The organism is Stenotrophomonas sp. 57, assembly GCF_030291075.1.
In the GTDB taxonomy this organism is placed as follows: Bacteria; Pseudomonadota; Gammaproteobacteria; order Xanthomonadales; family Xanthomonadaceae; genus Stenotrophomonas.
Window position 1 is genome coordinate 2,907,150 of sequence record NZ_CP127407.1, and the last position, 17,748, is coordinate 2,924,897.

Annotated in this window: 19 protein-coding genes; 14 read left to right on the top strand and 5 right to left on the bottom strand. The window is 68.7% G+C overall.

Annotated features, from left to right (window positions below; translation table 11 throughout):
• The first annotated feature begins 12 nt into the window (after window positions 1-12).
• The 3 genes from scpB to QP512_RS13475 all read left to right on the top strand — a co-directional run bounded on the left by scpB (window position 13) and on the right by QP512_RS13475 (window position 2,974).
• Complete coding sequence (scpB, locus tag QP512_RS13465) at window positions 13-888, top strand: SMC-Scp complex subunit ScpB (RefSeq protein WP_286069101.1); 876 nt, start codon at window positions 13-15, stop codon at window positions 886-888.
• Entirely contained in the window at window positions 881-2,518 is a 1,638-nt protein-coding gene (locus tag QP512_RS13470; protein ID WP_286069102.1) for a pseudouridine synthase, read from the top strand. The genes scpB and QP512_RS13470 overlap by 8 nt, the downstream gene beginning before the upstream one ends.
• Before the next feature lie 210 nt (window positions 2,519-2,728).
• Window positions 2,729-2,974, top strand: a complete 246-nt coding sequence (locus tag QP512_RS13475; protein ID WP_286069103.1) for a protein L — start codon at window positions 2,729-2,731, stop codon at window positions 2,972-2,974.
• A 92-nt stretch (window positions 2,975-3,066) separates the two neighbouring features.
• On the opposite strand, the gene QP512_RS13480 is transcribed toward QP512_RS13475, so the two are convergent.
• The 3 genes from QP512_RS13480 to QP512_RS13490 all read right to left on the bottom strand — a co-directional run bounded on the left by QP512_RS13480 (window position 3,067) and on the right by QP512_RS13490 (window position 5,583).
• Complete coding sequence (locus QP512_RS13480; RefSeq protein ID WP_286069104.1) at window positions 3,067-3,501, bottom strand: hypothetical protein; 435 nt, start codon at window positions 3,499-3,501, stop codon at window positions 3,067-3,069.
• Between the two features lie 112 nt (window positions 3,502-3,613).
• Window positions 3,614-4,420, bottom strand: a complete 807-nt coding sequence (locus QP512_RS13485) for an amidohydrolase (RefSeq protein WP_286069105.1) — start codon at window positions 4,418-4,420, stop codon at window positions 3,614-3,616.
• 14 nt (window positions 4,421-4,434) lie between these two features.
• Entirely contained in the window at window positions 4,435-5,583 is a 1,149-nt protein-coding gene (locus QP512_RS13490; RefSeq protein WP_286069106.1) for a pyridoxal phosphate-dependent aminotransferase, read from the bottom strand.
• A 196-nt stretch (window positions 5,584-5,779) separates the two neighbouring features.
• On the opposite strand from QP512_RS13490, the gene ccmA reads away from it, so the two are divergent.
• The 11 genes from ccmA (at window position 5,780) to QP512_RS13545 (ending at window position 14,138) form a co-directional block, all read left to right on the top strand.
• Complete coding sequence (gene ccmA / locus QP512_RS13495; protein WP_005413987.1) at window positions 5,780-6,409, top strand: heme ABC exporter ATP-binding protein CcmA; 630 nt, start codon at window positions 5,780-5,782, stop codon at window positions 6,407-6,409.
• Window positions 6,406-7,101 carry a heme exporter protein CcmB gene (gene ccmB / locus QP512_RS13500; RefSeq protein WP_286069107.1) on the top strand — a complete coding sequence of 232 codons (696 nt, stop codon included), beginning with the start codon at window positions 6,406-6,408 and terminating at the stop codon, window positions 7,099-7,101. Before ccmA ends, ccmB begins: the two co-directional genes overlap by 4 nt.
• Window positions 7,102-7,144: 43 nt before the next feature.
• Window positions 7,145-7,915, top strand: coding sequence for a heme ABC transporter permease CcmC (gene ccmC, locus QP512_RS13505; RefSeq protein ID WP_286069108.1), 771 nt, complete (start codon window positions 7,145-7,147; stop codon window positions 7,913-7,915).
• Window positions 7,912-8,100 carry a heme exporter protein CcmD gene (gene ccmD / locus QP512_RS13510; RefSeq protein WP_286069109.1) on the top strand — a complete coding sequence of 63 codons (189 nt, stop codon included), beginning with the start codon at window positions 7,912-7,914 and terminating at the stop codon, window positions 8,098-8,100. Before ccmC ends, ccmD begins: the two co-directional genes overlap by 4 nt.
• Window positions 8,097-8,558, top strand: a complete 462-nt coding sequence (ccmE, locus tag QP512_RS13515; protein WP_053450293.1) for a cytochrome c maturation protein CcmE — start codon at window positions 8,097-8,099, stop codon at window positions 8,556-8,558. The genes ccmD and ccmE overlap by 4 nt, the downstream gene beginning before the upstream one ends.
• Complete coding sequence (locus tag QP512_RS13520; protein ID WP_286069110.1) at window positions 8,559-10,478, top strand: heme lyase CcmF/NrfE family subunit; 1,920 nt, start codon at window positions 8,559-8,561, stop codon at window positions 10,476-10,478.
• Between the two features lie 8 nt (window positions 10,479-10,486).
• Window positions 10,487-11,104, top strand: coding sequence for a DsbE family thiol:disulfide interchange protein (locus tag QP512_RS13525; RefSeq protein WP_286069111.1), 618 nt, complete (start codon window positions 10,487-10,489; stop codon window positions 11,102-11,104).
• A 4-nt stretch (window positions 11,105-11,108) separates the two neighbouring features.
• Entirely contained in the window at window positions 11,109-11,558 is a 450-nt protein-coding gene (locus QP512_RS13530; protein WP_286069112.1) for a cytochrome c-type biogenesis protein, read from the top strand.
• Window positions 11,552-12,541 (top strand): tetratricopeptide repeat protein, encoded by a 990-nt coding sequence (locus QP512_RS13535; RefSeq protein WP_286069113.1) that lies wholly within the window; start codon window positions 11,552-11,554, stop codon window positions 12,539-12,541. Before QP512_RS13530 ends, QP512_RS13535 begins: the two co-directional genes overlap by 7 nt.
• Window positions 12,542-12,680: 139 nt before the next feature.
• Window positions 12,681-13,793 (top strand): homoserine O-acetyltransferase, encoded by a 1,113-nt coding sequence (locus tag QP512_RS13540; protein ID WP_286069115.1) that lies wholly within the window; start codon window positions 12,681-12,683, stop codon window positions 13,791-13,793.
• Window positions 13,794-14,138, top strand: a complete 345-nt coding sequence (locus QP512_RS13545; protein WP_286069116.1) for a DUF1294 domain-containing protein — start codon at window positions 13,794-13,796, stop codon at window positions 14,136-14,138.
• Between the two features lie 100 nt (window positions 14,139-14,238).
• On the opposite strand, the gene cydC is transcribed toward QP512_RS13545, so the two are convergent.
• Together cydC and cydD are read right to left on the bottom strand one after the other, a co-directional pair.
• Window positions 14,239-15,912: a thiol reductant ABC exporter subunit CydC gene (cydC, locus tag QP512_RS13550; protein ID WP_286069117.1), complete on the bottom strand. Its 1,674-nt coding sequence runs from the start codon at window positions 15,910-15,912 to the stop codon at window positions 14,239-14,241.
• Window positions 15,909-17,654, bottom strand: a complete 1,746-nt coding sequence (gene cydD, locus QP512_RS13555; protein ID WP_286069118.1) for a thiol reductant ABC exporter subunit CydD — start codon at window positions 17,652-17,654, stop codon at window positions 15,909-15,911. Before cydD ends, cydC begins: the two co-directional genes overlap by 4 nt.
• Window positions 17,655-17,748 lie beyond the last annotated feature (94 nt).

The window sequence follows — 17,748 nt, forward strand, 5'->3', positions numbered from 1 at the left end:
CGCTGACTGCCGATGGACCAAACGCTGATCAACCGCATTGTCGAGGGTGCCCTGCTGGCCTCCAGCCAGCCGCTCACCCTGGCCCAGCTGAAAGACCTGTTCCCTGAAGAGGAGCCGGCACCGCCGGGCAGCATCGAACGTGCGCTTGAGCGCCTGCGCGACGCCTGCGAAGGCCGTGGCGTGGAACTGGTCGAGGTCGCCTCCGGCTTCCGCTACCAGGTCACCGGCGAAGTGCATGGCTGGATCAGCCGGCTGTGGACCGAACGCAAGACCCGCTATACCCGTGCCACCCTGGAAACCCTTGCGCTGATTGCCTACCGGCAGCCGATCACCCGCGGCGAGATCGAACAGGTGCGCGGCGTGGCGGTCAGCAGCAACATCATCCAGGCACTGGAAGAGCGCGAATGGATCCGCGTGGTCGGCCACCGCGACGTGCCCGGCAAGCCGGCGCTGTTCGGCACCACCAAGGGCTTCCTGGACTACTTCGGCCTGAAGCGCCTGGACGAACTGCCGCCGCTCTCGGAACTGAAGGACCTGGGCGAGCTGGAACCGCAGCTGGCCCTGGACCGTGACGCACCGGCCGCCGCCAGTGCCGACGGCCCGGACATTTCGGCGGGCGCCGATGGCGCTGCCGCGAACGATGACGCCGGCCTGGCCGGCAGCGACACCCCCGATTCCGCCGACGCAGCTGCTGCGCCGGCTTCCGATGAGCAAGCACCTTCGCCCCTTGATGATGGGCACCCCGATTCCGCGCCGGGCGAGCGCGCGGTGACCCTGAACGAACGCGAAGACAACGCCGTCGCGACGACGACCGTGGCTGTTGACCAAGCCGATTCCGAACCAGAGGCCGACCTCGAAACCGTCGGCCGGAGCAAAACTGATGAGTGACACCCCCCGTAACAAGCTCTCGCTCAAGCGCGAAGCCACCTCCGAACAGTTCAAGCTGGAAGAGCGCCTGCACAAGGTGCTGGCCCAGGCCGGCCTGGGTTCGCGCCGCGCGCTGGAACAGCGCATCGCCGAAGGCCTGGTCAAGGTCAACGGTGAAGTCGCGCAGACCGGCATGTCGGTCAAGAGCGGCGACAGGATCGAGCTGGATGGCCGTGGCTTCGTCGCCACCGCCCTGGCCGAACCGTCGCGCGTGCTGGTCTACAACAAGCCGGAAGGCGAAGTGACCACCCGCGAAGACCCCGAAGGCCGCCCGACCGTGTTCGAATCCCTGCCGCCGCTGAAGGGCGCGCGCTGGATCGCCATCGGCCGCCTGGACATCAACACCACCGGCCTGCTGCTGGCCACCACCGACGGTGAACTGGCCAACGCCATGATGCACCCGTCGTTCGAGGTCGAGCGCGAGTACGTGGTGCGCGTGCGCGCCCCGGAAGGCGAGGAGAAGGTCTCCGACGCCATCGTCGACCGCCTCGCCCGCGGCGTGGCGCTGGAAGACGGCCCGGCCAAGTTCGACGAGATCGAACGCATCGGCGGTACCGATTCGCACGACTGGTTCCGCGTCGTGGTGAAGGAAGGCCGCAACCGCGAAGTGCGCCGCCTGTGGGAATCGCAGGGCTGCCAGGTCAGCCGCCTGAAGCGCACCCGCTACGGCAAGGTGAGCCTGCCGCGCGAACTGGCCCGTGGCCATTCGGTGGAACTGGGCACCACCCAGGTGGAAGCCCTGCGTGCGCAGCTGAAGCTGGAAGAAGGCGCGCCGTCGGCGCTGACCCTGCAGCCGGTGATCGGCCAGCGCCGCGCCGCCAAGACCACCGTGCGCGTGCGCGAAGGTGGCCGCGGCAATGCCTACGTCAATGGCCACAACACGGCCGATGAAGGTCGCGAGCTGCGCCGTTTCGACAACGTCCGCGAAGACCGCGGCCGTGGTCGCGGCGGCAAGGGTGGTGGCTTCAAGGGCGGCCTGACCGTCAGCGGTGAAGCGGCGGCCAAGCAGTCGCAGAAGCCGTTCAAGCAGCGCGCGCCGAAGAACGACCGCTCGCTGCCGGAAGGCAACCCGGCCGCGTTCCGTACCTGGTACGTGCCGGACGGCGTGAGCACCGGCCCGAGCGGCCACCGCAACGCCGGTCCGGGCGCACGTGGGCCGGGTGCCCGGGGTCCGGGTGCGGGCGGCCAGGGCCGTCCGTATGGCAAGCCGAAGGGCCCGGGCACTGGCGCCGGTGGCGGCCAGGGTCGCGGCGGCTTCGGCGGTGAAGGCCGTGGCGGTGCAGGCGGCCAGGGCCGTCCGGCCGGTGCCGGCAACCGCTCGCAGGGCCAGGGCAACAAGCACCCGTACGGCCATCCGGGCAACGCCCCGAGCTTCCCGTCCGACCACGCCACGCCGGGCTTCAACCCCTATGGCAGCCCGAAGCCGGCACACGGCGCCCGTCCGGGCGGTCGCGGTCCGGGCGGTGGCAACAACCGTGGCCCTGGCGGCAATCGCGGCCCCGGCGGTCCGGGTGGCAACCGTGGCCCGGGTGGCCCCGGCGGCAACCGCGGTCCGGGCGGCCCGCGCCGCAGCGGTCCGCGCGGCGGCTGATCGCTGGCACGCATGAAATGAAAAACCCCGGCGCAGGCCGGGGTTTTTCTTTGTCTGGTGCATCGATCCGCGGGTAGATCCACGCCACGCGTGGATGAAAAGCGTGCATTAGGAATTCTTTGAAAACGTGCTGTTTGTGCCATGTGTCGCCGCATGAAATCCAGCGACTTCCTATCGTGCTTACTCCATCCATGACACACAGGAACCACGATGGCTTGGCACACGTCCAATTCCGTATTGCAACGGGTCGACGGCAGCAATACATGGTGGAACACCGTCTATGGGCCCGCCGACAAGGTCCAGGTTTCTGGCATCTATCGATGCCTGGGCTGCAAGCGTGAGGTCACCTGCAACAAGAATGATCCCTTCCCACCTCAGCCCAAGCACGTGCACAGCCTGGAGCAAGGGCCGATCCGCTGGAAGCTCAACGTGCGCACCAACACTGAAGGGGTCTGACCCCGGTTGCGTCTGCGGCCAGAAAAAGGGGGCGGAGGGGATCAAGTCGTTGGTGCCTCAAACGACTTGATCCCCTCCGTCCCCTTTTTGGTTTAGCGCCGGCTGAGGGTGAACGCAGTACCGTCCACGCCCAGGTCCCAGCCCTTGCCCGTTCCGGAAAGGGCCAGTGAGATATCGCCCTTGGTCATCACCTGCGCATTGCTGGACTTCACTGCGCCGGCATGTGCCCCAACCGACGCGTAAGTGCCCAGCAGCTGATCGACGCTCATCGCGCCGGTGAAGGTGCCGCGCCCGTTGCTGATCCTGGACTTGCCCACGGTCAGGCCGCCGCCCTTCATCTGGATGCGCACCGGCATGCTGGCGCCATTGCTGCAGGTGACCGTGCCGCTGCCGGAGGCGGTCTTGTAGATCAACGACCAACCGGAAAGGTTGTAGCGCAGCTCGCAATCAAGGTTGCCGGCGGCGTGCGCGGCCGGCGCCAGCGACGCGGCGGCCAAAGCCAGCAGCAGGGCAAGGGGCTTGTTCATGGCAGGTGTTCCCGTTCGGTCGCAATGGCGGCGAATCTAGCAGCGCGCGCGTGCAGGTTGGATGCACGCGCGCGCTCGTGTGCGGCCAGCATTCAGCCGCCGTCGTTCTGTTTCAGGCCTGCTCGTCCAGGTGGAAGGCATCGGCATCAAGCATCGCCGGGAAGCGCGCACGGTGCGCGGCCAGGGCCTCGGCCGAGATGGTGGTGGTGACCACCTGTTCGCGTTCACGGATCTCCACCTGCGGCTGGCCGAGGAAATCCAGCACCGCGCTGTCGCCGGCGTAGTGCAGCTGATTGCCATCCACGCCCACGCGGTTCACCGCCGCCACGAAGCACAGGTTCTCGATCGCCCGTGCACGCAACAGGGTCTTCCACGCGTAGGCACGCGCCGACGGCCAGTTGGCGACGAAGATCTGCAGGTCGAAGTCCAACTGCTGCGGACGCTCCACGTTGTAGCGGTTGCGGCAGAACACCGGGAAACGCAGGTCGTAGCAGACCTGCGGATTGATCCGCCAGCCTTTCCATTCCACGCTCAGGCGCTCACGGCCAGCGGCATAACGCTCGTGCTCGCCGCCGTAGCGGAACAGGTGGCGCTTGTCGTAGTACTGCAGGCCGCCGTCGGGCGTGGCGAACAGCAGGCGGTTGTACACGTCGTCACCATCGCGCAGCTGTACGCTGCCGATCACCGCCGCGTTCATGGCCCGGGCCTGCTCGCGCACCCAGGCCACGGTCGGGCCGTCCATGCCTTCGGCCTGCGCGATGGCGTCGTTGGAGAAGCCACTGGTGAAGGTCTCCGGCAGGATCACCAGATCGGTGCTGCCGGCCAGCGGTGCCAGCAGCGCGCCGTAGTGGGTGCGGTTGCCGGTCGGGTCGTGCCAGCGGGTGTCGCCTTGCACCAGGGAAATACGCAGGTCCTGCATGGTCAGCGCTCCGCTCAGAGAAGGCGCAGGCGTTCGATCGCCGCGTCCATGGTCGCTTCGTTCTTGGCAAAGCACAGGCGCACCAGGCGCTGGCCGGCCGGCGGGGTCTCGTAGAACGGCGACAGCGGGATGGCGGTCACGCCTTTCTCGATGGTCAGCCACTTCACGAACTCGTGGTCCGGCAGGTCGCTGATGGCCGAGTAGTCGACCAGCTGGAAGTAGCCGCCCGGCACCGGCAGCGGCTTCAGGCGGGTGCCGGCCAGCTGCGCGCGGAAACGGTCGCGCTTGGCCTGGTAGAACGCGCCCAGCTCCAGATGGTGTTCCGGCTCGTCGCGGATCATCGCGGCGAAGCCGTACTGGGCCGGGCCGAAGCTGGTGAAGGTATTGTACTGGTGCACCTTGCGGAACTCGGCGGTCAGCAGCGGCGGCGCCACCGCGTAGCCGATCTTCCAGCCAGTGCAGTGGTAGGTCTTGCCGAAGCTGGAGATGACGAAGGTGCGCTCGCGCAGCTCCGGGTAGCGCAGCGCCGATTCGTGGCGGCGGCCGTCGTAGATGATGTGCTCGTACACTTCATCGGAAATCAGGTAGATCTGCGTGCCACGCAGCAGGTCGGCCAGCGCCTGCATGTCGGCTTCGTCCAGCATCGCGCCGGACGGGTTGTGCGGGGTGTTGACCATCAGCATGCGGGTGCGCGGGGTGATCGCCGCACGCACGCGGTCCCAGTCGACGGCGAAGGTCTGCGGATCCAGCGGCACATGCACTGCCGTGGCGCCAGCCAGCTCGATGGCCGGTTCGTAGCAGTCGTAGGCCGGGTCGAGCACGATCACTTCCTCACCGGCACGCACCACGGCGTGGATGGCGTTGAAGATCGCTTCGGTGGCGCCGCTGGTGACGGTGATCTCGGTGTCAGGATCGATCGTCGCGCCGTACAGGTCCAGCGACTTCTGTGCGATGGCCTGGCGCAGCGGCGCCACGCCGGTCATCGGCGGATACTGGTTCAGGCCGGCGGCCATCGCGTTGGTGGTCTCGTCGATCAGGCGCTGCGGCGCGGAGAAATCAGGGAACCCCTGGCCGAGGTTGACCGCGCCATGTTCGGCGGCGAGCTGGGACATCACGGTGAAGATCGTGGTACCGACCTTGGGCAGCTTGGTGTTGGGTTGCATCGGCCTGGAGTCTGGGGGAACGAGGCCCAGAAGTGTACGAAATCCACGCTGCGACTGTGGGTTCGGCCGGTAGCGCCGGGTCATGCCCGGCGGCTCTTTGCATATGCCTTGCGGCCACCGCGCATGGCCCGGCGCTACCGGAACAGCATTCACCGCTACAATTGCCGCCGCACTCAGGCATGAAGACCCCTGCCCCTTGAACACCCCTGCATTGCTGGCCGCCAGCGGCCTCAGCTTCTCCCGCAATGACGAGCCGGTGTTCGGCCCGCTGGACTTCCATGTGGACGCCGGCGAAGCCCTGCTGGTGCAGGGCGGCAATGGCGCCGGCAAGACCACCCTGCTGCGCGTGCTGGCCGGCCTGGCCCGGCCCGGTGCCGGCCAGGTGCGCATCGACGGCAAGCCGGCCAGCAATGCCGAGCGTGCACGCTACGTGGCCTACCTCAGCCATCTGCCCGCCTTGAAGCCGGACCTTGATACGCTGGAGAACCTGCATTTCCTGTGTGGCCTGCACGGCCGCCGCGCACGGCAGATGCCGGGCAACGCACTGGCCATCGTCGGCCTGGCCGGCTACGAGGACACCCTGGTACGCCATCTGTCGGCCGGGCAGAAGCGCCGGCTGGCCCTGGCGCGCATCTGGCTGTCGCCCGCACCGCTGTGGCTGCTCGACGAACCCTATGCCAACCTCGACCTGGAGGGCATCACCCTGGTCAACCGGATGATCTCGGCACACCTGCGTGCCGGTGGCGCCGCGCTGGTCACCACCCACGGCGCCTATGCCGCGCCGCCCGTGCGCACCCGCCAGCTCGACCTCGGCGGTGCCGCATGATCGCGCCGGGCACCGAACCAGGCCTGTGGCAGACCGCGGGCGCGCTGCTCAAGCGCGACCTGCGCCTCCTCTGGCGCCGTCGCGGCGATGCGCTGCAGCCGCTGCTGTTCGCAGTGCTGGTGGTGGTGCTGTTCGCGCTGGCCCAAGGCCGCGAACCGAAACTGCTGAGCGCCACCGGCGGCGCGGTGCTGTGGTTGGCGGTGCTGCTGGCCGGGCAGCTGTCGCTGGATTCGCTGTTCCGTTCCGACGCCGAGGATGGCTCGCTGGAGCAATGGCTACTGGCGCCGGTGCCACTGGCCTGGCTGGTGCTGGTGCGCGTGCTGCTGCACTGGGCCACCACCGCCCTGCCGCTGATCATCGTCAGCCCGTTGCTGGCTGAAATGCTGCATCTGCCGCATGACCAGCTGCCGATGTTGCTGGCATCGTTGCTGCTGGGAACACCGTTGCTGAGTCTGATCGGTGGTGTGGTCGCTGCACTGACCGTAGGCATCCGGCGCTCTGGTATTCTCGTGGCGTTGCTGTCGTTGCCGCTGTACGTGCCGGTGCTGGTGTTCGGCGCAGGCAGCCTGGCGGCAGCCGGACGCGGACAGGATCCGGTCGGTGCGCTGCTGATGCTGGGCGCCGGACTGCTGGTCGCGCTGGTGCTGGCACCGTTGGCCACTGCTGCTGCAATACGCATTTCTCTGAGTTGACCGAGCTGAGAGCCAATCCACCCCTGCTGGATAGCCGCCACGCATGAATCCGATTGTCCGCTGGTTCCACCAACTCGGTTCACCGCCCACGTTCGATCGTTTCGCTGCCCGCTGGTCGCGGGTGTTCTACTTCGCCGCGGTACCGGTGCTGCTGGTCGGCATGTGGCAGGCCCTGCTGGTAGTGCCGCCGGAGGCCAAGCAGCTGGACAGCTTCCGCATCCTCTACATCCACGTGCCCAGTGCCTGGATGAGCCTGTTCGTGTTCGCGCTGATGGCGCTGTATGCGGCCATCGCGCTGATCTGGCGTATCAAGGTCTGCGAGATCCTGGCCATGGCCTGTGCGCCGATGGGCGCCGGCTTCACCCTGATCACCCTGCTGACCGGCAGCATCTGGGGCAAGGGCACCTGGGGTACCTGGTGGGACTGGGACCCGCGCATGACCAGTGAACTGGTGCTGCTGTTCCTGTACCTGGGCGTGATCGGCCTGTACCACGCCATCGAGGACCGCCGCAGCGCCGCGCGTGCGGCGGGACTGCTGGCCATCGTCGGCGTCAGCCTGCTGCCGGTGATCCGCTATTCGGTGGACTGGTGGGGTGGCCTGCATCAGCGCCAGTCGATCAATGTGTTCGGCGAATCGGCGATCAGCAGCGCGATGATCGCGCCGCTGTGGTGGATGGTGATCGGCACCAAGTTCTGGTTCGCCGGTTCGGTGCTGGCCAAGGCCCGCGCCGACAACCTCGACCGCGAGGCCGGCAAGGCCTGGGTGGGGGGCCGCGTTGATGCCGCACGCCCGGCCGGGGAGGCCCAGCCATGACCCATCTGCCTTACGTGATCGGCGCCTACGCCGTGTTCGCGCTGGTGCTGGGCGCCGATGCCATCGGGTCCTGGCTGCGCCTGCGCGTGGCGCGCCGACTGGCACTGGCCAAGCAGCAGCGCCAGCAGACCCGCGCCGGCAGGCAGGACGCAGCGGCCTCGCTGCCGACGGAGCTGGAACGATGACCCCGGTGCAGCGTCGCCGCCTGGCCTGGGTGCTGCTGGCCCTGCTCGCCTCCGGCCTGGCCACCGCGCTGGTGGCGATGGCGCTGGAGCGCAACATCGCCTACCTGTACACGCCCGCCGAAGTGCTGCGTGGCGACGTTGATGCGCAGTCGCGCTTCCGCCTGGGCGGCATGGTGGTGAAGGGCTCCTTCAACCGCCCGGTCGGCTCGCTGGAGGCGCGCTTCGAGGTGACCGACGGCGATGCACAGCTGCCGGTGACCACCTCGCGGATCCTGCCGGACATGTTTGCAGAAGGCACCGCCGTGGTCGCCAGTGGCCGACTCCAGGACGGTGTCTTCGTCGCCGACGAAGTGCTGGCCAAGCACGATGAAAAGTACGTGCCGAAGGAAGTGGCCGACAAGATGGGCGACGCCCATCGCAAGCATGACGTGCCGGTAACGGCGCCCGAGGTGCGCTGAGTGCTGCCCGAACTGGGTCAGATCCTGCTGTTGTGTGCATTGCTGGCGTCGCTGCTGCAGGCGGGCCTGCCGCTGGTCGGCGCGCATCGCAACAACCCGGCGTGGATGGCGGTGGCTCGGCCGGCTGCGTTCGCACAGCTGCTGTTGTTGGCCGGCGCCTTCGCGGTGCTCACCGCTGCGTTCGTGCAGCAGGACTTCTCGGTGCGCTACGTGGCCGAGAACTCCAATTCGCTGCTGCCGCTGATCTACCGCTACTCGGCGGTGTGGGGCGCGCATGAGGGCTCGCTGCTGATGTGGGCGCTGGTGCTGGCGCTGTGGACCGGCGCGGTGGCGCTGTTCTCGCGGCACCTGCCGGCCCATGTGCAGGCACGCGTGCTGGCGGTGATGGGTGTGGTCAGCGTCGGCTTCCTCGCCTTCCTGATCTTCACCTCCAACCCGTTCCTGCGCCTGAACCCGGCGCCGCTGGAAGGCCGCGACCTCAATCCGCTGCTGCAGGATCCGGGGCTGATCATCCATCCGCCGATGCTGTACATCGGCTACGTGGGCTTTGCGGTGCCGTTCGCGTTCGCGGTGGCCGCGCTGCTGGAAGGCCGCGTCGACGCCCGCTGGCTGCGCTGGACGCGGCCCTGGACCAACGTTGCCTGGGGCTTCCTGACCATCGGCATCGCGTTGGGCAGCTGGTGGGCCTACTACGAGCTGGGCTGGGGTGGCTGGTGGTTCTGGGACCCGGTGGAGAACGCCAGTTTCATGCCGTGGCTGGTCGGCGCGGCGCTGATCCATTCGCAGGCCGTCACCGAAAAACGCGGCACCTTCGGCAGCTGGACCCTGCTGCTGGCGATCGCCGCCTTCGCGCTGTCGCTGCTGGGCACCTTCCTGGTGCGCTCGGGCGTGCTGACCAGCGTGCATTCGTTCGCGGCCGATCCGTCGCGCGGCCTGTTCATCCTGATGTTCCTGTCGGTACTGGTCGGCGGCAGCCTGCTGCTGTACGCGCTGCGCGCCAGCCAGTTGAGCGTGGACGCCGATGACCCACGCCGTGGCTTCACCGCCACCTCGCGCGAGACCCTGCTGCTGGCCAACAACCTGCTGCTGGCTACCGCCTGCGCGATGGTCCTGCTGGGCACCCTGTATCCATTGCTGGCCGACGCGCTGTCGCTGGGCAAGATCTCGGTCGGGCCGCCCTACTTCGGCAGCCTGTTCCTGCTGCTGATGGCACCGATGATCCTGCTGCTGCCGTTCGGTCCGCTGGTGAAGTGGCAGCGCGACCAGCCCTCGCGCGCCTTCGCGCTGCTGGCGCCATGGCTGGGGCTGGCCGTGCTGCTGGGCGCGCTGGCCTGGTGGCAGGCGCCGCAGAACGGCTGGAAGGCCGGCCTGGGCGTCGCTGCGGCGGCCTGGGTCGGGCTGGGCACCGCGCGCTTCGTCTGGCAGCGGCTGCGCGGCAATGGCCGCTTCACCGCCGAGATGCTTGGCATGATCGTCGCCCACGCCGGCATCGCCGTGTTCCTGACCGGCGCGCTGCTGGTCGAGGCGCTGAACGTGCAGCGCGAAGTGGCGCTGGCACCGGGCCAGCAGCTGGTGGTTGGCCGCTACGAAGTCCGGTTCGAAGGCGTGGACCATCGCGAAGGACCCAACTTCATCGCCGACCGCGGTCATCTGCGGGTGTTCCGCAACGGCCGCGAACAGGCCCTGCTGCATCCGGAGAAGCGCCAGTACGCCAGTGGCGGCCAGGTGATGACCGAGGCCGGCATCGATGCACGCTTCGACGGTGATGTCTACGTGGCATTGGGCGAGCCGCTGGGCAACAATGCATGGGCGGTACGGGTGCACATCAAGCCGTTCGTGCGCTGGATCTGGCTTGGCGCGCTGCTGATGGCCCTGGGCGGATTCATCACCGCCGCCGACCGCCGTTTCCGTCGTCCGTAGGAGTTCCCATGTCCGAGTCCCCCGCCCCGCGCCCCTCCCGCCCGCTGCCGCCGGTAGCCATCGTGATCGGCGTGCTGTTCTTCTTCGGCCTGCTTGGGCTGATGATCTACGGGGTGATGAAATCGGGTGACCCGCAGCGCGACGTGCTGCCGTCGGCGCTGATCGACAAGCCGGCGCCGGCATTCGCGCTGCCGGTGCTGCACGACCCGGAAATGATCGTGCACAGCGATGACCTGCGCGGCGCGCCCTACCTGCTGAACGTATGGGGCAGCTGGTGCGCGGCCTGCCGCGAGGAACACCCGGTGCTGACCCGTTTCGCCGAGAGCAAGCGCGTGCGCGTGATCGGCTACAACTGGAAGGACGACCCCACCGACGCGCTGCACTGGCTGGAACAGCTGGGCAATCCGTTCATGGTCGTGCTCAGCGACGTCGAAGGCCGCACCGCGATCGACTGGGGCGTGACCGCCGCACCGGAAACCTTCCTGGTCGACGGCAGCGGCATCGTGCGCTGGAAGTACAGTGGCGCGATGAGCCAGCGCGTGGTCGATGAGAAGCTGATCCCGGCGCTGGAGAAGATCGAGAAGGCCCAGGGCAGTGCCGGCAACACCCTGCATACGGCTCCCTGAGCCCATGCGCTGGCTGCTGGCGCTGCTGCTCCTGGTGCTCCCGCTGGCCGCGCTGGCCCAGCAGCCGCTGCACGATCCGCAGCCGCTGCAGTTCCGCGATGGCGCCGAGGAACGACGCTTGCACGACCTGGCCGCGCAGCTGCGCTGCGTGCAGTGCCAGAACCAGTCGCTGGCCGATTCCAATGCACAGATCGCCCAGGACCTGCGCCGCGAGGTACTGCAACTGATGCAGCAGGGCCACGACGATGCACAGATCAAGCAGTTCCTGGTCGCGCGTTACGGGGAGTTCGTGCTCTACCAGCCACCGTTGCAGCCGGGCACCTGGCTGCTGTGGGCGGGGCCGCTTCTGGTACTGGGTGCGGGTGCGGTGGTGGTGTTCGGCATCGTCCGCCGCCGTGGACGCACGGTCGGGACTGCGCCGGTCGGCAAGGCCGATGAAGGAGATGGATGGTGAGCCACTGGCTGCCGGCGTTGGCTGGTCTGGTCGCTGCACTGGTGGCAGTGCTGGTGCTGTGGCCGTTGCGCCACGACGGTCGCCGCGGTTTCGCGGTGGGCGTGATTGCGCTCGGCGTGGCCGGCGCCTGTCTTTACCTGTTGGTCGGTGATCCACGCGCTGCGCAGGTGCAGCCTGCGCCGTCGGTGGCAACCCTGCGCGATGGCGTGCAGGCCCTGCAGGATGCGTTGAAGCGCGACCCGCAGCGGGCCGATGGCTGGACCCTGCTGGGCCGTTCGCAGGCAGAACTGGGCAATGCCCCAGCTGCGGCGGACGCGTTCGCGCGCGCGGCAGCATTGGCACCGGATGATCCGGGCGTATTGGTGGAAGCTGCACAGGCACGTGCGCAGGCCGACGCCGGCAAGCAATTCGACGACACCGCAACGGCCTGGTTGCAGCAGGCGCGCACGCTGGCACCCGATGCAGAGCGCGCAAGCTGGTTGCTCGGCATCGCCCTGCGCCAGCGAGGCCGGAATGCCGAAGCCGCCGACGTCTGGAGCAGCCTGCTGCCGCGACTGGAGCCAGGCGCCGCGCAGGCACTGCAGGCACAGATCGCCATCGCCCGTGAAGCCGCAGGCCAGGCACCTGACGCACCGGCCGCCGCTGCACCGGCGTTGCTGCGGGTCCGTGTGGAGCTGCCTGCATTGCAGGGCGCCGAGTGGCCAGCCAGCACCCAGGTATTCGTGCTGGCACGCGCCGTGGGTGGCCCGCCGATGCCGGTCGCCGCGCGCAAGCTGCCGCTGGCCGGCTTCCCGGCCACGGTCGGGCTGGGCGACGACGACAGTCCGATGCCGACCGCACCGCTGTCGGCACATCGCGACGTGGAAGTGCTGGCACGCATCTCGCGTACCGGCAGCGCCAACCGCAGCGAGGGCGACCTGCAGAGCGTGCCGGTGAGGGTGAGCCTGCCGCATGACGGCGTGGTGGAGCTGCGGTTTCCCTGACCTGTAGAGCCGCCGAGCCCATGCTCGGCAGCCGGGCATGGGCTCGGCTCTACAGTAGATCCACGCCATGCGTGGATACGGCCATCCATGCAAACCAGCATGTCGCCAGCTGCACATCCGGTCCCGCTAGAATGCCCGCATGACTGAATTCATCCCGCCCGGCACCCGCTTCCATGCCCTGCCCTCGCCGTTCCCGTTCAAGCGCGGTGGCGCCCTGCACGGCGCGCGCGTGGCCTATGAAACCTGGGGAACGCTGGCCGCCGACGCCGGCAACGCGATCCTGATCGTGACCGGTCTGTCGCCGGATGCGCACGCGGCGGCCAACGACGCCAACCCGGCAGCGGGCTGGTGGGAAGCGATGGTCGGCCCCGGCAAGCCGATCGATACCGGCCGCTGGTTCGTGGTGTGCGTGAATTCGCTGGGCAGCTGCAAGGGCTCGACCGGCCCGGCTTCGTTGAACCCGGCGACCGGCGCGCCCTATCGCCTCGACTTTCCGGAACTGTCGGTGGAAGACGGCGCACGCGCCGCCATCGAAGTTGTACGCGCCCTGGGCATCGAGCAGCTGGCCTGCGTGATCGGCAATTCGATGGGCGGCATGACCGCATTGGCCGTGCTGATGCTGCATCCGGGCATCGCACGCAGCCACGTCAACATTTCCGGCAGCGCGCAGGCATTGCCGTTCTCGATCGCGATCCGCTCGCTGCAGCGTGAGGCGATCCGCCTCGATCCACGCTGGAACGGCGGCCACTACGACGACGACGCGTATCCCGAGTCCGGCATGCGCATGGCGCGCAAGCTGGGCGTGATCACCTATCGCTCGGCACTGGAATGGGATGGCCGTTTCGGCCGCGTGCGGCTGGATTCGGACCAGACCGATGACGATCCGTTCGGCCTGGAATTCCAGGTGGAAAGCTATCTGGAGGGGCACGCGCGGCGCTTCGTGCGCTTCTTCGATCCAAACTGCTATCTGTACCTGAGCCGCTCGATGGACTGGTTCGATCTGGCCGAGTACGCCGACGGCGATGTGCTGGCTGGGCTGGCGAAGATCCGGGTCGAGAAGGCGCTGGCCATCGGCGCCAACACCGACATCCTGTTCCCGGTGCAGCAGCAGCAACAGGTCGCCGATGGCCTGCGAGCCGGCGGTGCCGATGCGAATTTCATCGGCCTGGAATCGCCACAGGGCCACGATGCCTTCCTGGTCGATTTCGAGCGTTTCGGCCCGGCCGTGCGCGGCTTCCTCGACGCGCTGTAAGTGGGCTGGCGGCGCAACCTGGCGCTGGCCGCGTTCGGCGCGTTGATCGCACTGATGATCAGCGGCGTACTGCCGCTGTGGCTGGGCGGCTGGTGCCTGCTGGCCAGCGCGGTGTCGTTCGGGCTGTACGGCCACGACAAGCGCGCGGCGCAGCGAAAGCAGTGGCGGATTCCCGAACGCACGCTGCAGCTGCTGGCGTTCGCCGGCGGCTGGCCCGGCGCGCTGCTGGGCCAGGCCGTGTTCCGCCACAAGCACCGCAAGGCGGCATTCCAATGGGTGTTCTGGCTGTGCGTGCTGGCCAACGTGGCCTCGATCGCGGTGCTGCTGCGCGAATTCTCGCGGTAGCCAACCTGTAGAGCCGAGCCCGCGCTCGGCTCCGTACAGAGGCAGCCGAGCACGGGCGCGGCTCTACAGTAGATCCACGCCACGCGTGGATGTGCATCGATCAAAGTTCGCGGACCAGCGCCCCGTCACGCAGCCGGTACTGCGCATCGACCACACCCTCGGGCAGGTCGTCGTGGGTGATCATCAGCAGGCTGCGTCCGTCCAGCAGCCCGGAAAGATCCCGCAGCAGCGCACGTGCGGTATCCACATCCAACCCTTCGGTCGGTTCATCCAGCACCAGGATCGGCGCGTTGCGCAGCAGTGCCCGCGCCAGCGCCAGGCGCCGTGCCTGCCCGGCCGACATCGTCGCGCCGTTCTCGCCCACCCAGGCCTGCAGGCCACCATTGCGCTCGGCCCATTCGCCCAGGCGCACCCGACGCAGCACCGCCCACAACGCGGCGTCGCTGGCATCGGGATCACCCAGGCGCAGGTTCTCGGCCACGGTGCCGGCGAACACCGGCGCGTTCTGCGGCAGCCACGCCAGTTGCCGGTGCCAGTCAGCCTGGGCGAAATCACGCAGATCGCGGCCACCGTAGGTCAGCCGTCCCTGCTGCGGATCCCACAGCCGCAGCAGCAGGCTGGACAGCGTGGTCTTGCCACTGCCGCTGTCGCCGCGGATGGCGATGCGCTCCCCTGGGACCAACGTCAGCTGCAGGCCGGACAGCACCGGTCGCACCGCGCCCGGCCACTGGAAATGCACGTCATCCCAGTGTACGCGCGCGGCCTGCGGGACCGGTTGTGGCGCTGCGGGATCCTCCACCGTCGGCGGCTGCTCGACGATGGCCTGCAACCGATCGGCGGCGATACGCCCGGACTGCAGTGACTGCCACGCCAAGCCCATCCCGGCCCACAGTTCGATCAGCGCAACAGTGAGGAACAGCAGGCCCGCCGCCATTTCCGGCGCGACGCGCTGCTGTTCGGCCGCGTGGAGCGCCAACGCCAGCATCGCCACCAGCCCCAGCCCAGCGACCAGGCCATGCAGGGTCGATGCCGCGATCAGGCGCCAGCGCCGACGACGATCACGCGCCGCCAGCTGCTTGGCTGCCACGCGCACCTTCAGCTGCCAGGCCGCGTCGGCATGCAGCGCGGCCAGGTCGCCTGCGCCCTCCAACCCTTCAAAGGCGGCGGTGCGCAGTGCGGCGCGATGCGCGGCACGGTCGGCTTCTTCATCGTCGCGGCCGCGCACGCCCAGCCACGGCACGCCGAAAGCGATCAGCAGCGCCAGCACTGCCAGCAGCACCGCTGCCGATGGCAGGATCAGCGCCGCCGAGGCCACCGCCACCAGCGACAGCGCGCCCAATGCCACCAGCGGCCCGATCGCTCGCACCAGCAGGCCGTCCACTTCACCGATGTCACCGAGCAGGCGCGCCAGCAGATCGCCGGTGCGCGTGGCTCCCAGCCGTGCCGGTGCCAATGGCAGCGCGCGGCGGAAGAACCACACGCGCAGCTCGCGCGCGATGCGCAGGGTCGCATCGTGGCCCACCAGCTTTTCGAAGTAGCGCGACACGATGCGCGCCATGGTCAACCCGCGGATACCCGCAGAGGGCGAGAAGAAGTTGAAGCCCTGACCGAGGCCGGCCGCACCGGCCACCGCGGCCGCGGTGAGGAATCCACCGGACAGGCCCAGCAATGCAGTGCCGGCCAGCATGGTGGTCCACAACAGCAGGATGGTCAGCAGCAGGCGCGGCCGATGACGCAGGAACACCGCGCGCAGCGAATCCGGCGAACGGCTCATGCACGCACCGCCTGCGCCGGTTCCACCAGGCGACCTTCCGGCAACAGCAGGCAGCGATCGGCCCAGGCGATCACCGCCAGGCTGTGGGTGGCAACCACCACGCTGCGGCCACGTGCATACGCGGCCAGGCTGCGCAGCAGTGCCGCCTCGGTATCAGCGTCGAGAAACGCGGTAGGTTCGTCCAGCAACAGCACCTGCGGGTCGCGCAGCAACAACCGGGCCAGGCCGATGCGACGGGCTTCGCCGCCGGAAAGGCCGAAGCCACGTTCGCCGATCACGGTATCCAGGCCCTGTGGCAGGCGCTGCGCGAACTGCAGCACCTGCGCGGCCTCGGCCACCGCACGCAGGCGCGCGTCGCTGGCGCCGGGATCTGCCAGGCGCAGGTTGTCGGCGATGCTGCCGTGGAACAGATAGGGGCGCTGGCTGGCATAGGCCACCTGCACGCCGGGGCGCAGCTGCAGTTTGCCGGAACGGGGTTGCAGCCAACCAGCCAGCGCCTCCAGCAGCGTGCTTTTGCCAGAGCCGCTGGGGCCGACCAGAGCCAGCCGCTGGCCCGGTTCCAGCAGCACATCCAGATCCTGCAGCACGTCGTGCGGCGCGCCCAACGGGCGAAGAACCAGGCCCTGTGCCTCCAGCGGCGGCAATGCAGCTTCGGCCGGCTCCACTGCCAGCGGTGCGATCTCGTTCTCGATCAGCCCCTGCTCATCGGGCAGTGACTGCAGCAGGCGTTCCACCTCGGCCGCAGCGGCCAGTGCGTTGGCACGGTCGTGGTAGTGCGCCGCCAGGCGCCGCAGCGGGGCATAGAACTCCGGCGCCAGCAGCAGGCAGAACAGGCCCGCGCCCAACGTTGGCACCGTCGAGTGCAGCGACATCATGCCCAGGTAGCTCAGGCCCAGGTACAGGGCGACCATCGCCACGCTGACCGAGGCGAAGAATTCCAGCACCGTGGACGACAGGAAGGCGATCCGCAGCACCTTCAGCGTACGCACGCGCACGCCTTCGGCGGCGGCCTCGATTCCTTCCAGCTCGGCCTCGCCGCGGCCATACAGGCGCAGCAGGCCCAGGCCCTTGATGCGATCGGCGAAGTGGCCGCTCATCCGCGCCAGTTCACCCAGCTGGGCGCGACCGGCGGCTTCGGCACCCCAGCCCACCAGCATCATGAAGAACGGCACCAGCGGCGCGGTGAACAGCAGGATCAGTGCCACCACCCAGTCGACCCAGGCCACCGCGGCCAGGATCAGCAGCGGCACCACCACCACTTCGGTGCGCACCGGCAGGAAGCCGCTGTAATAGCTCTCGATCGCATCCCCGTGATGCAACATCAGCTCGCCCAGTTCACCGGTGCGGCGCTGCCGCAGCCACAGCGGACCGTGGCCCAGCAGGCGGGCGAACACGCGCTCGCGCAGGGCCAGCCGCGCGGCATCGGCCACATCGCCTGCAGCGGCCTGGGTGGCGCTGCCCAGCAGCGTGCGCAGTACCAGGACCAGCGCCAGCGCCCCCAGCACCGGAAGGCCCGACGCCAGCGGCGCACGCTGCACGAGCACCTGCTGCACCAGCCAGGCGATGGCGGCGGCCTGGCCGATCATCAGCGCGCCGGACAGGCTGATGCACAACGCCGCCAGGCGCTGGCGGCCCCGAGCGGCGCGCGCCAGATCAGCCAGCCAGGCCGTGCGTACGCGGCGTTGGCGGGTCGTCTCGGCTTCCTGGGAAAGGCCGTCAGGGGTCGTTTCGGCAGCGCTCAAGGGTCTTCACGGGCAACGGGGGATACACGGCATTGTAGGCGCAGGCAATAGCCCGCCCCTGCGGCCAGCGGTCGCAGTCTTCATCAGGTTGGCA

Coding starts and splice junctions, on each gene's coding strand:
- QP512_RS13530 (WP_286069112.1), top strand. CDS start 11,109: ATGCGCTGGCTGCTGGCGCTGCTGCTCCTGGTGCTCCCGCTGGCCGCG.
- ccmD (WP_286069109.1), top strand. CDS start 7,912: ATGACCCATCTGCCTTACGTGATCGGCGCCTACGCCGTGTTCGCGCTG.
- QP512_RS13490 (WP_286069106.1), bottom strand. CDS start 5,583: ATGCAACCCAACACCAAGCTGCCCAAGGTCGGTACCACGATCTTCACC.
- ccmB (WP_286069107.1), top strand. CDS start 6,406: ATGATCGCGCCGGGCACCGAACCAGGCCTGTGGCAGACCGCGGGCGCG.
- scpB (WP_286069101.1), top strand. CDS start 13: ATGGACCAAACGCTGATCAACCGCATTGTCGAGGGTGCCCTGCTGGCC.
- ccmE (WP_053450293.1), top strand. CDS start 8,097: ATGACCCCGGTGCAGCGTCGCCGCCTGGCCTGGGTGCTGCTGGCCCTG.
- cydC (WP_286069117.1), bottom strand. CDS start 15,912: ATGAGCCGTTCGCCGGATTCGCTGCGCGCGGTGTTCCTGCGTCATCGG.
- ccmC (WP_286069108.1), top strand. CDS start 7,145: ATGAATCCGATTGTCCGCTGGTTCCACCAACTCGGTTCACCGCCCACG.
- QP512_RS13535 (WP_286069113.1), top strand. CDS start 11,552: ATGGTGAGCCACTGGCTGCCGGCGTTGGCTGGTCTGGTCGCTGCACTG.
- QP512_RS13525 (WP_286069111.1), top strand. CDS start 10,487: ATGTCCGAGTCCCCCGCCCCGCGCCCCTCCCGCCCGCTGCCGCCGGTA.
- QP512_RS13475 (WP_286069103.1), top strand. CDS start 2,729: ATGGCTTGGCACACGTCCAATTCCGTATTGCAACGGGTCGACGGCAGC.
- QP512_RS13470 (WP_286069102.1), top strand. CDS start 881: ATGAGTGACACCCCCCGTAACAAGCTCTCGCTCAAGCGCGAAGCCACC.
- QP512_RS13480 (WP_286069104.1), bottom strand. CDS start 3,501: ATGAACAAGCCCCTTGCCCTGCTGCTGGCTTTGGCCGCCGCGTCGCTG.
- QP512_RS13485 (WP_286069105.1), bottom strand. CDS start 4,420: ATGCAGGACCTGCGTATTTCCCTGGTGCAAGGCGACACCCGCTGGCAC.
- QP512_RS13540 (WP_286069115.1), top strand. CDS start 12,681: ATGACTGAATTCATCCCGCCCGGCACCCGCTTCCATGCCCTGCCCTCG.